Origin of the sequence: Desulfonauticus submarinus (assembly GCF_900104045.1) — a bacterium.
In the GTDB taxonomy this organism is placed as follows: domain Bacteria; phylum Desulfobacterota; class Desulfovibrionia; order Desulfovibrionales; family Desulfonatronovibrionaceae; genus Desulfonauticus; species Desulfonauticus submarinus.
The window spans coordinates 26,204-38,906 of the sequence record NZ_FNIN01000002.1; the positions used below are offsets into that span (position 1 = coordinate 26,204).

15 protein-coding genes are annotated in these 12,703 nt (G+C 33.0%); 8 read left to right on the forward strand and 7 right to left on the reverse strand.

Annotated features, from left to right (window positions below; all coding sequences use genetic code 11):
- Nucleotides 1–205: 205 nt before the first annotated feature.
- From BLP60_RS10570 to BLP60_RS02585, 4 genes are read left to right on the forward strand one after another with little or no spacing between them, the layout of a single operon-like run.
- Nucleotides 206–949: an HD-GYP domain-containing protein gene (locus BLP60_RS10570; RefSeq protein ID WP_159427674.1), complete on the forward strand. Its 744-nt coding sequence runs from the start codon at nucleotides 206–208 to the stop codon at nucleotides 947–949.
- A gap of 17 nt (nucleotides 950–966) precedes the next feature.
- On the forward strand, nucleotides 967–1,605 hold the full coding sequence (hisH, locus tag BLP60_RS02575) for an imidazole glycerol phosphate synthase subunit HisH (protein ID WP_092062974.1): 639 nt from the start codon (nucleotides 967–969) through the stop codon (nucleotides 1,603–1,605).
- Complete coding sequence (gene hisF, locus BLP60_RS02580) at nucleotides 1,598–2,377, forward strand: imidazole glycerol phosphate synthase subunit HisF (protein ID WP_092062977.1); 780 nt, start codon at nucleotides 1,598–1,600, stop codon at nucleotides 2,375–2,377. Before hisH ends, hisF begins: the two co-directional genes overlap by 8 nt.
- Nucleotides 2,367–2,621, forward strand: coding sequence for a hypothetical protein (locus tag BLP60_RS02585; protein ID WP_092062981.1), 255 nt, complete (start codon nucleotides 2,367–2,369; stop codon nucleotides 2,619–2,621). The genes hisF and BLP60_RS02585 overlap by 11 nt, the downstream gene beginning before the upstream one ends.
- 45 nt (nucleotides 2,622–2,666) lie before the next feature.
- On the opposite strand, the gene moaC is transcribed toward BLP60_RS02585, so the two are convergent.
- The 7 genes from moaC to BLP60_RS02620 are packed head-to-tail and all read right to left on the reverse strand — an operon-like array spanning nucleotide 2,667 to nucleotide 8,842.
- Nucleotides 2,667–3,143: a cyclic pyranopterin monophosphate synthase MoaC gene (gene moaC / locus BLP60_RS02590; RefSeq protein WP_092062984.1), complete on the reverse strand. Its 477-nt coding sequence runs from the start codon at nucleotides 3,141–3,143 to the stop codon at nucleotides 2,667–2,669.
- 1 nt (nucleotide 3,144) lies between these two features.
- Nucleotides 3,145–4,245, reverse strand: coding sequence for a molecular chaperone DnaJ (gene dnaJ / locus BLP60_RS02595; RefSeq protein ID WP_092062987.1), 1,101 nt, complete (start codon nucleotides 4,243–4,245; stop codon nucleotides 3,145–3,147).
- Nucleotides 4,246–4,461, reverse strand: coding sequence for a DNA-directed RNA polymerase subunit omega (gene rpoZ, locus BLP60_RS02600; protein ID WP_092062990.1), 216 nt, complete (start codon nucleotides 4,459–4,461; stop codon nucleotides 4,246–4,248). It abuts the gene before it with no gap.
- Between the two features lie 53 nt (nucleotides 4,462–4,514).
- A complete protein-coding gene (locus BLP60_RS02605; RefSeq protein WP_092062993.1) occupies nucleotides 4,515–5,780 on the reverse strand; it encodes a DUF4340 domain-containing protein in 1,266 nt (421 codons plus the stop codon).
- 14 nt (nucleotides 5,781–5,794) lie between these two features.
- Nucleotides 5,795–7,144 carry a GldG family protein gene (locus BLP60_RS02610; RefSeq protein WP_092062996.1) on the reverse strand — a complete coding sequence of 450 codons (1,350 nt, stop codon included), beginning with the start codon at nucleotides 7,142–7,144 and terminating at the stop codon, nucleotides 5,795–5,797.
- 1 nt (nucleotide 7,145) lies between these two features.
- On the reverse strand, nucleotides 7,146–7,910 hold the full coding sequence (locus BLP60_RS02615; protein WP_092062999.1) for an ABC transporter permease subunit: 765 nt from the start codon (nucleotides 7,908–7,910) through the stop codon (nucleotides 7,146–7,148).
- Between the two features lie 2 nt (nucleotides 7,911–7,912).
- The gene (locus tag BLP60_RS02620; RefSeq protein ID WP_092063002.1) at nucleotides 7,913–8,842 is read right to left on the reverse strand and encodes an ABC transporter ATP-binding protein; all 930 of its coding nucleotides are present in this window, start codon (nucleotides 8,840–8,842) and stop codon (nucleotides 7,913–7,915) included.
- Between the two features lie 116 nt (nucleotides 8,843–8,958).
- Here BLP60_RS02620 and BLP60_RS02625 point away from each other — a divergent pair, with 116 nt between their 5' ends.
- From BLP60_RS02625 to flhB, 4 genes are all read left to right on the forward strand, one after another.
- Entirely contained in the window at nucleotides 8,959–9,690 is a 732-nt protein-coding gene (locus tag BLP60_RS02625; protein WP_092063005.1) for a tRNA lysidine(34) synthetase, read from the forward strand.
- A gap of 152 nt (nucleotides 9,691–9,842) precedes the next feature.
- A complete protein-coding gene (locus BLP60_RS02630) occupies nucleotides 9,843–10,667 on the forward strand; it encodes a M23 family metallopeptidase (protein ID WP_234970934.1) in 825 nt (274 codons plus the stop codon).
- 173 nt (nucleotides 10,668–10,840) lie between these two features.
- Nucleotides 10,841–11,620 (forward strand): flagellar biosynthetic protein FliR, encoded by a 780-nt coding sequence (gene fliR, locus BLP60_RS02635; RefSeq protein ID WP_092063010.1) that lies wholly within the window; start codon nucleotides 10,841–10,843, stop codon nucleotides 11,618–11,620.
- Between the two features lie 9 nt (nucleotides 11,621–11,629).
- On the forward strand, nucleotides 11,630–12,697 hold the full coding sequence (gene flhB / locus BLP60_RS02640) for a flagellar biosynthesis protein FlhB (RefSeq protein WP_092063013.1): 1,068 nt from the start codon (nucleotides 11,630–11,632) through the stop codon (nucleotides 12,695–12,697).
- Nucleotides 12,698–12,703 lie beyond the last annotated feature (6 nt).

Sequence of the window (12,703 nt, forward strand, 5' to 3'; positions counted from 1 at the left end):
TAATATCTCTCCCCTTAAATTATCCACTAATTTTTATGAGCAAGTGTTTTTTAAAGATAAAAAAATATTTTCTCTAAAAAAAGATGTTACCCTCTTTTATAATACAGTTGATATAAACAATAAAACACTATGTATAATATCTATCTTCAAAAACAATAAACTCAAAAATAAGTTTTTAACTATAATATTGCCTTACCAAGAATATATGGCTTTAGCATTAATAATTATATTTATTATTTTTGGAATTACTTTATTTATCTCTTATAAGATATATAAAAACAAACTAGAACAGACAACAAATGAAGATATAGCTTTAATAGAAGCACTTGCTTATCAAGCAGAAAACAAAGAGTCTGGCATAGAAAAACATTTGGAAAGAACAAAACATTACATATATCATCTAGCTCAACACCTAAAAAAATACACTAAATACCGAAAAATCCTAACTCAAGAATATATTGAGAATCTAGTAAAGGCATCTATTGTCCATGATATTGGTAAGGTCGCTGTACCTCAAAACATTTTATTTAAGAAAGGAAAATTAACTGAACAAGAGTTTGAAATTATTAAAGAACACTGTTTATATGGGGCAAAAATAATTAATATTGCTAAAACTAAATTCCCTAATTCTTTGTTTTTAAAACTTGCCATGGAAATTATTTTATACCATCATGAGAGATTCGACGGCACTGGTTATCCCAAAGGATTAAAAGCAGAAAACATTCCTCTTAGCGCTCGTATTATGGCAATTGTAGATGTATATGATACCATGCGAAGTAAAAAATGCTATAAAGAACCTCTTGAACATGAACAATGTGTTCAGTATATTCTTTCTGAACGGGGTAAACATTTTGACCCTGTCTTAGTTGACGCTTTTTATTCAGTAGAGAGAACATTTCTCAAAATCTCCTTAAAATTTGCAGAATCCAGAGACAGTTTGATAGATTAATATTCATGGAGAACTTTATGATTGCTATTATTAATTATGAAGCAGGTAACTTAACGAGTGTCAAAAGAGCCTTAGACTATTTAAATATTCCTAATATTATAACCAAAGATCCTACTACCATTTTAAACAGCCAAGCTATTATTTTTCCAGGGGTTGGAGCTGCTGGCTCTGCAATGTCTAATCTAATTGAAAACAATCTAGACAAAGTTTTACATCAAGCAAAAGACAACTCCATCCCAATATTAGGAATATGTCTTGGCTCTCAAATAGTTCTAGAAGTTAGTGAAGAAAATAATACCAAAACTTTGGGTTTAATTCCTGGTAAATGCAAAAGATTTTCTCCTGATTTAAAAGATCAAGATGGGAATTATATAAACATTCCACACATGGGATGGAATAGTGTTTCTTTAAAACAAGAATGTATTTTATTTGACAATATAGAATCTAAAGCTGAATTTTATTTTGTCCATTCATATTATCCTGCACCTGAAAAAAATTTTATTCTGGGTACTACTAAATATGGTCTGGAATTTTGCTCAGTGCTTGGCAAAGATAGGCTTTGGGCTGTTCAGTTTCATCCTGAAAAAAGTGGCCGTCCTGGACTAAAATTATTAGAAAATTTCTACAACTATGCACGGAGAATAAAAAATGCTTAGTAAAAGAGTAATCCCTTGTCTTGATGTAAGAGACGGCAAGCTTACTAAGGGTATAAAGTTTAAAGGGAACGTAGATATCGGCGATCCTGTAGAAACAGCTCGCATTTATTATGAACAAGGAGCTGATGAAATAGTATTTTATGATATTACTGCCTCTCATGAAGGCAGAGGCATTATGTTAAAAGTAGTAGAAAAGGTAGCTTCTCAAATTTTTATCCCCTTTTCAGTAGGAGGAGGTATTTCTTCTGTTAAAGATATGCGCAACGTTCTTTTAGCAGGAGCAGAAAAAATTTCTATTAACTCTGCAGCAGTAAAAAATCCTTCTCTTATCTCTGAAGGAGCAGAGGCATTTGGTTCCCAATGTATTGTAGTTGGCATGGATGTATTAAAAGTCCCTGTTTCTAAAAAAATACCATCTGGATATGAGGTCGTTATTCATGGAGGCCGCAAACCAATGGGAATAGATGCCCTTTGGTGGGCCAAAGAAGTAGAACGTTTAGGAGCAGGAGAAATTTGTTTAAACTCTATTGATGCAGACGGCACAAAAAATGGTTATGAATTAAATATAACCAGCCTTATTGCAGAAAATGTCAGAATCCCTGTTATTGCTTCTGGAGGGGCAGGTCATCCACAACATATGGTGGATGCTGTTACCAAAGGAAAAGCATCTGCAGCTCTAATTGCGTCTATTGTTCATTATGGAGAATGGACAATCCCAAATATAAAAAAATATATGCAAGATAAAGGAGTAAAAGTTAGAATTGTCTGGTAAAATTATTTTAGAAGTAATGACCCATTGTGAGGCAGAGGTAATTGTAAAAGAAATAGAGATTAAAGAAAACTTGGAACAAGAAATAAAAAAAATATTAGAAAAAATGAGAAAAAATAAATTTCAAAGCGTAGCTTGGTTAAAAGATAAATATATTGGGGGCACATGGTTTGACTTAAACACCTTTAAGTGGAGCGCAGAATATCTGGATAAAATATGGAATGAAGAAGAAAATGGACAAAACTGAAAAAATAATTTTTCTTATTCTTAAATATATTAATTACTAGGCTACCTAAGGAGCCCTAAAAGTCCCACTTTTCCCACCAGTTTTAAACAAAAGACGGACGTCCTTTAAAAGGATATCTTTTTGTACTGCTTTACACATATCATAGATAGTTGACATTGCTATTTGTACTGCAATAATAGCCTCCATTTCCACACCTGTTGTGCCTACAGTTTCAACTATTGATTCTACTCTAATAGCATTTTCTTTTTCTTGAAGTTCAAACTTTATGTCCACAAAAGACAAATTTAAGGGATGACAAAGAGGGATCAAATCTCCTGTTTTTTTTGCTGCCAAAATACCAGCTACTTTTGCAGTGGTTAAAACATCTCCCTTAGGTAAAGCCTGTTCTTTTAATAAAGCAAATGTCTTTGCTGAAAGTTTTACATAACCCTCTGCTCTTGCCACTCTTTTGGAAGACTGTTTTTCCCCTACATTCACCATTTTAATTTGCCCATCATCTGTAAGATGGGAGAAATTACTCATCTTACCCACCCATTACTTTTTTAAATATCTTTTTAAAGCCCTTATCTTTTTTTTCCTGCTCTATTTGCTCAAATTCCTTTAAAAGCTCTACTTGACGTTTGGTAAGATGTCTTGGCGTTTTTACTATAATCTCTACTAATAAATCGCCTCTATAAGAACTGTTAACTGAAGGAAGCCCTAAACCACGTAGCTTAAAAACTTCTCCCGATTGAGTACCTTTAGGAATTTCCATCTCTACTGGTTCATCTAAAGTAGGAACCTCTATTTTTGCTCCTAAAGTCGCCTGCACAAAACTCACTTCTACCTGAACAATGATGTCTTGCCCTTGTCGTTTAAAGACTTTATCTTCTTCTACGTAAATAACTACATACAAATCTCCAGGAGGACCTCCAAACTCTCCAGGTTCTCCTTCTCCTCTAATTCTAAGTCGTGTACCGTTATCAACTCCAGCAGGAACTCTTACTTTGATTTTTTTATTTACATTTACAATTCCTCTACCTCTACACTTGCGACAAGGATTTACTATTACCTCTCCTCTCCCATTACAAACAGGACAAGGCATAGAAACTCTAAAAAATCCTTGAGAACGATAAACTTGGCCCCTACCACCACAATGTCGACAAGTTTCCACAGAGCTTCCAGGTTCTGCTCCTGTTCCACCACATACTTCGCATAAATCTCTTTTAGGGATAGTAAGGTCTACTTCTGTCCCTTTGGCTGCGTCACGAAACGAAATTTTTAAGTTATAACGTAAATCAGCACCTGGACGAGCTCGCGAAGAACTAGAGCTTCCAAATCCAAAGAACTCAGCAAAAATATCACTAAAAGTACTGAATATGTCCTCTGTGCTCTCAAATCCCCCAAAGCCACCGCCATTGCCTAAACCAGCATGTCCAAAACGATCATATTGGGCTCTTTTCTGCGGATCTCTTAAAACTTCATACGCTTCTGCTGCTTCTTTGAACTTTGCTTCGGCCTCTGGATCATCAGGATTTCTATCTGGATGATATTTAAAGGCAAGTTTCCTGTAAGCCCTTTTTATCTCTTCTTCTGAAGCATCCCTAGATACTCCTAAAACTTCATAATAATCTCGCTTGGCCATTTAACTAGACCTACCTCCAACTTCCAAACTCTCGTCTGCTAATAATACCTTCCCAGCAGCTATCTCTCTTAAAGCAGTAACAACTTCTTTATTTTTACTTTTAACCAAAGGATTATATCCTTCTTTATACTGCTTTATTCGTTTTATAGTCATATGAATTAAGACAAACCTATTATTAACTTGTTTTAAGCAATCATCTACTGTAATGCGGGCCATTTTTCCTCCTCTAATCTTTAAAATTAAAACTTCTTCTCTATAATAAAAACAGCCTAAAACTTATCTTTTAACCTGTTTTGCACTTCTTGTACTAAATCAGTCTCTACTAAATAAATATCATCTCGTCCTCTAACTTTTACCCAAAACCTATCTTTAGCCTCCTTTGAAGGCCAGAAAGAAACTTGTAACAATTCTTTGTTTTTAGCATCTTTTAGAATTAGAACTAATTTTTTTGTACCTTTTACCACCTCTCTCTTATGAGAAATCTTAGTATATTCTAAATCTTTTAACTCCCATAAAATCAAATTAAGCCCATAAAATTCTTTATTTGAAGAGAGTTCATACCAAGACTTTTCTTTTCTATAAATAGAAATATCTTTGGTTGGGGTATAGATCTCTACTCTATTAACATTATCCTCGTCCAAGGAAAGAAAATGACGATCTCGTAACAAAAAAGCGTCTTTATTTAGACTATCTACCCGTGATTGGTCAAGTATATAATACCATGTTTTTTGAGGACATTTAGCTAAAAATGTTTGTCCTGACTTTAAAATATAAAGTTTTCCTTTAGAATAATCTTTTAAAGTATACTCTAAAGTAAAAAGCAGCTTGGGTTTATCTGGGTCTACCACAAAATCAGTCCCTTGCAAAGAAGCTAAATTAAAAAACAAAGAAGTAGCCTCACTTACACTGACTTTATATCTCTTTAAACTTGGTGGATTTGCAAAAACAAAGCTTGAGCTTCCTATGCGTTTAATCTCCCACTTTAAACTCTTATTTTCAAACTTTTTTAAACGAAGGATATCCTCATCTTGAAAAGAAAATAAGTGGAGTTGATAAAATTCTTTTGGTTGTCCCTTAAATTTTGTTTTATACTCCCATGGCAACAAAATCAATTTGTTAGGAAATAAAGAGGTTAAAGCATAAATTCCATCTTTGGTTGGATTTTCATCTCCATAAATTAAAGAAAAATTAAACTTATCCCCCTTTATAACTATTTTTTGGGTCTCTTTTAAACCAAAATTGGTCCATTCCTTAGTGCTAATTGTCCCAACTATCCTTTTTAGTCTATTCTGGGTTAAAAAACGAAAAAGTGCTTCTATCTCTGAACTATTTGCTGGAAACAACTTATCTGCTTTTTTAACCCACCACTTATTTTCTTTTTTAAGTAAAGAAAAATTAGGAAATACAATTTGATCTATTCTTTGCTTTGAAAAATTTGGCCATTGCAATTGCTCTTTCTTAGTAGCTTTATCTCCCCAATATACTCCTATCCAAACAAGTACAGCCACTATACATAAAATCCAAATGCGTTTCATAAAAAATCATCCCCCTATTTCTCCCATCTTCTTCGTACAACGACCAAAATAGCCATAAACAAACAGACTAAAGGCAAAATAACAAGCGGGACCCAGGTTAAAATCCATTTCTCTCCTGGTTTTAGAAATAAAAATGAATTTGCTATCTTAGGCTTAGAGATACTAATAAATGCATCTCGTTCTCTTATCCATCTCAAAGCATTCCTAAGCAAATCTTTATTACCACCAATGCCTATATATTTATCTGTAAAAAAATCATCATCTCCAAATACTAAAACTCTACTCTTTAGTTTTGTTTTACTCTCACTATTTAAAGACCTTTCTGCCCAAAATGCAAATACTATAGGACCTTGCATATCTTCCTTGGGATCAAATTCTGCCTTGCCCTGCTTTAAGGACTCAATATCTGTTTCTAGCCAAGCTCCTTGCCCTGTTTGAAGCAAGGGCCCTACCTTCCATTTATTGGAGCTAGTTTGTTTTTTTAACTCAAAACCTAAAGCTGTAGGAAATACTGTAAGAACATTAAAATTATCAGTAATTGCATGATATGGATAATCTTGAGCCAACGCTGCCATAAAGCTACCAACTACTAATTTACCCACAGGATCTAAAATAAACCCTTTTAGAACCTTAATTTTAAATTGGGAAGTCACAAAAGAAGTCAAATTGGTCTTCTCCTCAGGGGCTAAGGCGATAAAAAGTCTTCCGCCTTTAGATAAATATTTTTGTAAAAGCTTTAATTCTACTTCTAAAAAATCTTTTTTAGGACCTAAAATTAATACAGCCAGAGCATCTTTTGGAATTTCTTTTAAGCCAAGCAAACTTAGCTCTTCTACTTGAACCCCCTCTTCAGCCAATATTGAATCCAACTTAGCAATACTTCTCTCTCCTCCATTTAAACTTTCTTCTCCATGCCCTTTAACTATATAAACTTTTCCCTTCTCTTCATTACAAAGTCTAATGAGGGCATTAGTAAGTTTCTCCTCATTAGGAAACAAAAGTTTTTCCTTTTTTTTACCTTTTATCACCACTACTTGTCCTGACTGATAAATATCATACTCCTTAGCCAAGGCAGGAGCTCTATCTGGATCAATAAACTCATAAGAAAAATTTTTACTTTCCCTTGCATATAATTTTAAGAGTTCTTCTAAATGTTTTTTACCACTTTCTCCTGGCCTATAAAAACACAAAACTGTAACTTTATCTTTCAAATCTTGGACAATTTTTTTACTTTGATTAGAAAGCGAATAGCGTTTATTCTTTGTCAAATCTACCTGCCAATCTGCTTTTTGCACCAACACATTCACTCCTACTAAAATAACTAAACCCAAGAGAACAGTAAAAAATATCTGAATTCTTCTCATTTTAAACTCTCCAGCGTTGGTTTTCTAAACTAATTAAAGTGAGTCCAATAAAAGCAATTATAAAAGAGAGAAAATAAATTAAATCTACACCTGAAATCACTCCTTTGGCAAAAGATTCAAAATGAGTTAATAAGGAACAAGAATTAACTAATGCTTGATAAGATTTTGGAACTATATCCTTAATCCACGCTAGAAGCCACAAAATCAATAATGCTCCAAAACTAAGACAGGCTGAAATAATCTGGTTCTCAGTAAGAGAAGATAAAAACAATCCCAAAGAAACAAATCCAATGGCTAAAAGAAAAAGACCACTATATCCTGCTAAAGTAGATAAAAATTCAGGCTGAGAATAAACAAAAAGCAAAGCAGGACCTACACCATTTAAAACAAGAGCCACAAAAATAAATATACCTACAGCCATTAACTTTCCAAGCACTATTTGGTATTCTTTAACTGGATAACTAAGCAGCAATTCAAATGTACCTAATTTTTTCTCTTCACTAAAAGCTCTCATGGTAATAAGAGGGATAAAAAATAACAAAATAACTCCAGAATTTTGGAGATAAGGCCGAATAATCCACTCTTGGGGAGTAAAATTCTCTATACCTTGCATTTGCATGGCTTGAAGGCTAAAAAGTTGATACTGGGCAACTAAACTTAAGAAAAAATAACCAGAAATAAATAAAAAACATGCTAAAACTATATAAGCCAATGGAGAACTAAACAAAATCTTTAAATCTTTTTTTGCTAAGGTCCAAGTTTTCATTTTTACTGCTCCTCCCCGCTATAAACCAACTTTACAAATGCTTCTTCCAGACTAGAACGCTTTGGAAAAAGCTCTAACAGCACACCATTACTTTTTATAGCTGCGGCAAAAATTTTCTCCCTAAAATCACCTTCTCTCTTTTGACTTAATTCCAATTTATATCCATCTGTTACTTCTTTTAATTCTATTAAAGAAAAACAATCGCCAATTTCTTCCTTAAAGATATTCAAATCTGTTTTTCTTGAAAGCAATAAAATAAATCTCTTTTCACCCGCTTTCTTCACCAGTTCTTCTAAACTCTCATCAGCTAAAATGCGACCCCGATTAATAATTATTACCCTTTTACATAATAATTCTACCTCTGAAAGAATATGAGTACTTAGTAAAATAGTCTTCTCTTTCCCAAGCTCTTTAATAAGGTTCCTTATCTCTCTCACCTGGGTAGGATCTAAACCTACTGTTGGTTCATCTAAAATAATGAGTTTAGGATCTCCTAACAGTGCCTGAGCTAAACCAACTCTTTGTCTGTATCCTTTACTTAAATAACGAATAAGTTTTTTTTGTACTGTTTTTAACCCACACTCTCTTATTACCTTATCAACTTCTTTGTTTATATTTTCTACTGATTTTACTTCAGCTACCCACTTAAGATATTCTTCAACCTTTAACTCAGGATAGATAGGAGCAGTTTCAGGTAAATATCCTAAGTGTTCTCGCAAAAAAAGAGGATTTTTGCTTACATCTTTATCTAAAAAAAATACTTCTCCTTTTGAAGGCCGCAAATACCCAGTTAATATCCTCATAGTACTAGACTTTCCAGCTCCATTAGGTCCTAAAAAACCTAAAATCTCTCCCTGATGGAGATTAAAGTTAAGATTAAAAAGTACCTGCTGTGTTCCATAAGATAAATCAATCCCTTGCACCCTCAGCATAAAAAACTCCTTGTTTCAGACATGTAGAAAAAAATTGAATTAATCTAAACCTTAAATTATAAATCTAGATTTTAAAGTGTCAAGATACAGATAAGAAGTACTAAACTTATAAAGTCATGGGACGTTTTAAAAAATTACACTTTAGTCAAAAGCAAGTTATTGGCCTTTGTGGCAAACTTATGCAAAGCCAAAATATGCTTTACGAAGGTGCACGCGTAGGTGTAGCGCTCTCTGGAGGTGTAGATTCTTGGGTACTTATTAAGACCCTTATTATTAGAAGAAAAATCGTACCTTTTAATTTTGAACTAATGATACTTCACTTAAATCCAGGTTTTTCACCTACAAACCATAAACCCCTTTTAAATTGGCTAAATCATAATCAAGTTGCTGCTCATATAGAAATAACTGACATTGGGCCAAAAGCCCACTCTCAAGAAAACCTAAAAAAATCTCCTTGTTTTTTGTGTGCTTGGGAAAGAAGAAAAAAACTATTTGAATTATGCAATAAGTATAAACTATCACATTTAGCCTTTGGACATATTCTTGATGACTTGGTAACAAACTTCTTCATGAACCTAGTTCAAAATGGGAGAGTGGATGGTCTTCAAGCTAAGGAGTCATTTTTTAATGGAAAATTAACTGTTATTAGGCCTCTTCTTGCAATAGACAAAAAAACTATTGTTCAAGCTGCCAAAAAATGGAAACTTCCTATATGGGAAAATCCTTGTCCTTCAGCTAATACTACTAAACGCAGTTACTTTAAACATATTCTATCCACTATTGCACCTGAAAAGAGATTAGTAAAAAATATTTTTCGAGGAATACGGCGTTGGCAACTTGACTTTTAAAAAATATCCCCATAGATATAGAAAAATTATTATTCATATATAGTTAAAAAATAAATCAAGTTCTAAAAAAGGCCATGCTAACTCAAAAATACGAAATTCTAATTTTTAAAGACAAAAAAGGTTTAAGCAAAAAAATCACTCTTAAAGGATGGATGCTCTATTTATTTATTTTTCTTTTTGTAGGAATTACGGGAGTAAATATTTATTTTGGATATAGAGCAATTAATTATACTAATTTACAAAATCTTTACCATAAAACAGCTGCAAAATTAGAAAAACAAAATTCTCAACTTCTTTCTTTTGCAAAAAAGATAAAACAACTAGAGTCCAATGTTGCTAAAATGAGTGAATTAGACAGGAAATTAAGAGTTATGATGAATTTAGAAGGAAGTACAAATCTTTTAGAAGCAATTGGAGGAACACCAGAAAACTCCTTTACTTTTGACTTCATCCCATCTTATCGCCAAGAAGCTCTTGCTCGAAAAATGCATAACTTTTTAGAACAACTTACTACGCAAACTAAATTAGAGAAGGTTAGACAAGAACAATTAATTGAACTTCTAAAAAATAAACAAGCTATTCTAGCCTCTACTCCTTCTATTTGGCCAACCCAAGGATGGATTTCTTCAGGATTTGGCTATAGAATTTCTCCGTTTACAGGACAACGGGAATTCCACAAAGGATTAGATATATCTGGACCTGTGGGTACTCCCATTATTGCCCCTGCAGATGGCGTGGTAGTGTTTTATGGAGTAAACGGTGGATATGGACTTTCTTTATTAATCGACCATGGGAATGGTATAACCACAAGATATGCACATCTCCAGAAAGCAGTTGTAAAAAAAGGCGAAAGAGTGAAACGAGGCGAAATAATTGCTTATATGGGAAATAGTGGTAGATCAACAGGACCTCATTTACATTATGAAGTCCGAATAAACGGAGTTCCAGTAAATCCTCTGCATTATATTTTAAATTAATTTGCCATGTTGCCCTGCTCTTTAGTGAATTCTTTTTTAAAGTAAAATTATTCAAAAATCTGTTTTTTCCTTCAAAAAATTCATATCGTTAAATTTTATCTTTTTCTTATATTTATTAAGTCTCTAAAGATTCCTCTCTTCTATTGTGGCCTTATTTTTGCTTTTTCACCAGCATGAATCTTTTTAATTTTTCTCCTGATACAATTTTAAGTTTTTTTCTTACTCTTTTTAGAGTAAGTATAATTCTCTTTTTTCTTCCTTTTTTTGGAGCAGGCGCTATTCCAAATAAGATTAAGGTTATGATTTGTTTAACTTTAAGTTTTGCATTATGGCCCTATCTTAATTTCCCAGCTCACTATTTCCCTGCTCATCCTCTAAATATATGCTTAATGATATTTGGTGAAGCTCTGTTGGGCCTAACCCTTGGGCTTATTATTCATTTCCTTTTTGCTGCCATTCAAACAGGTGGACAGTTAGTAGGATTTCAAATGGGATTTGCTATGATTAACGTAATTGATCCAATTACTGGAGTATCAGAGGCTGTAACAGCTCATTTTCTCTATATGGTCTCAATCTTAGCCTTTCTCAGTCTAAATGGGCATCTATTTATACTTAGAGGTCTTGCTGAAAGCTTTAAATTTATTCCCCCAGGGCAAGTTTTTTTCTCTCCTTTTTTAGTAAAAAATATGCTTTATTTTTCTAGTCAAATTTTTGTCTTGGCGATCAAGATTGCTGCACCAGTTATGGCGGCTTTATTTTTAATTGACCTAGCCTTAGCCCTAATATCAAGAGCAGCCCCACAAATGAATGTCCTTTTTGTTGGATTTCCTTTAAAAATTATAGTTGGCTTTTTATTCTTAGGATTTTTATTTGAAATCATGGTTCTATATATGCAGGATTTTATTCTGCATCTTGATAAATATTTTTCAATTATTTTAAAAGGGATACATTAAGAGAATACAATGCCCCAACGAGATCCTTCCAGAACTGAAAAAGCTACTCCTAAAAGACGCAGAAAAGCAAGAAACGAAGGAAATGTTCCTAAAAGCGGAGAATTAAATAAAGCAATATCCATACTAGGGGGACTAATTGGACTGAAAATATTACTAGGTCTTATTAGTGAAAGGTTATCAGAAGTGTATTTATATTTTATAAAGCAAAGCTTTAATATCTCTCTAAATAGAGAAAATATATTTCACTTACTAATATACTCTAGCAAACAAATAGCTATAATGGTCTTACCTATTATGACTTTTATACTATTATTATCAGTAGTTAGCCTAAGATTACAAGTTGGTCCGTTGTGGACAACAAAGCCATTACAACCAAAATTTAAAAATTTTAACTTAATAAATGGTATAAAAAGATTATTCTTTGATGTGAAAACCCTTATCAATATGTTAAGAAGCGTCTTACAAGCTCTTTTTGTAGGAATAGCTCCTTATATAATTCTTAAAACAGAGTTATCCCATAATATTTTAAATTTATTTTATGCATCTATTCCTCAAATATCTAGTTATATTCTCCAAACTGGTTATAAAATGACCATTTATGCTCTTGTGCCTATGTTTATTATTGGATTAGCTGACCTCGCTTATACTAGATGGGATTATGAAGAAAACCTTAAAATGACCAAAGATGAAGTTAAAGACGAACGCAAACAGGCTGAGGGTGATCCTACTATAAAAAACAAACAAAAGAAAAAAATGCTTTCAGTTATGCAAAAAAGAATGCTCCAAGATGTACCAAAAGCAGATGTAGTTATCACTAACCCTACCCATATTGCTGTAGCTATTTTATACGATCCTACAAAAGCACCTGCCCCTATAGTCCTAGCCAAAGGAGCTAATAAGATAGCTGAAAAAATAAAGGAAATCGCTAGAGAAAACAATGTCCCTATCAAAGAAAATAAACCTCTGGCACGAGCCTTGTATAAAAGTGTAGAGATAGGAGAAACAATTCCAGAGGAGCTTTATCGAGCAGTAGCAGCAGTACTAGCTCAGCTTTATAAATACAAAAAACAAAGGTAAAATTAG

Bases quoted from the DNA above. Each gene is read 5' to 3' on its own strand.
- BLP60_RS02615 (WP_092062999.1), bottom strand. From the start codon at position 7,910: ATGAAAACTTGGACCTTAGCAAAAAAAGATTTAAAGATTTTGTTTAGT.
- dnaJ (WP_092062987.1), bottom strand. From the start codon at position 4,245: ATGGCCAAGCGAGATTATTATGAAGTTTTAGGAGTATCTAGGGATGCT.
- BLP60_RS02605 (WP_092062993.1), bottom strand. From the start codon at position 5,780: ATGAAACGCATTTGGATTTTATGTATAGTGGCTGTACTTGTTTGGATA.
- BLP60_RS10570 (WP_159427674.1), top strand. From the start codon at position 206: ATGGCTTTAGCATTAATAATTATATTTATTATTTTTGGAATTACTTTA.
- BLP60_RS02610 (WP_092062996.1), bottom strand. From the start codon at position 7,144: ATGAGAAGAATTCAGATATTTTTTACTGTTCTCTTGGGTTTAGTTATT.
- BLP60_RS02620 (WP_092063002.1), bottom strand. From the start codon at position 8,842: ATGCTGAGGGTGCAAGGGATTGATTTATCTTATGGAACACAGCAGGTA.
- BLP60_RS02625 (WP_092063005.1), top strand. From the start codon at position 8,959: ATGGGACGTTTTAAAAAATTACACTTTAGTCAAAAGCAAGTTATTGGC.
- BLP60_RS02630 (WP_234970934.1), top strand. From the start codon at position 9,843: ATGCTCTATTTATTTATTTTTCTTTTTGTAGGAATTACGGGAGTAAAT.
- hisF (WP_092062977.1), top strand. From the start codon at position 1,598: ATGCTTAGTAAAAGAGTAATCCCTTGTCTTGATGTAAGAGACGGCAAG.
- moaC (WP_092062984.1), bottom strand. From the start codon at position 3,143: ATGAGTAATTTCTCCCATCTTACAGATGATGGGCAAATTAAAATGGTG.
- fliR (WP_092063010.1), top strand. From the start codon at position 10,841: ATGAATCTTTTTAATTTTTCTCCTGATACAATTTTAAGTTTTTTTCTT.
- rpoZ (WP_092062990.1), bottom strand. From the start codon at position 4,461: ATGGCCCGCATTACAGTAGATGATTGCTTAAAACAAGTTAATAATAGG.
- hisH (WP_092062974.1), top strand. From the start codon at position 967: ATGATTGCTATTATTAATTATGAAGCAGGTAACTTAACGAGTGTCAAA.
- flhB (WP_092063013.1), top strand. From the start codon at position 11,630: ATGCCCCAACGAGATCCTTCCAGAACTGAAAAAGCTACTCCTAAAAGA.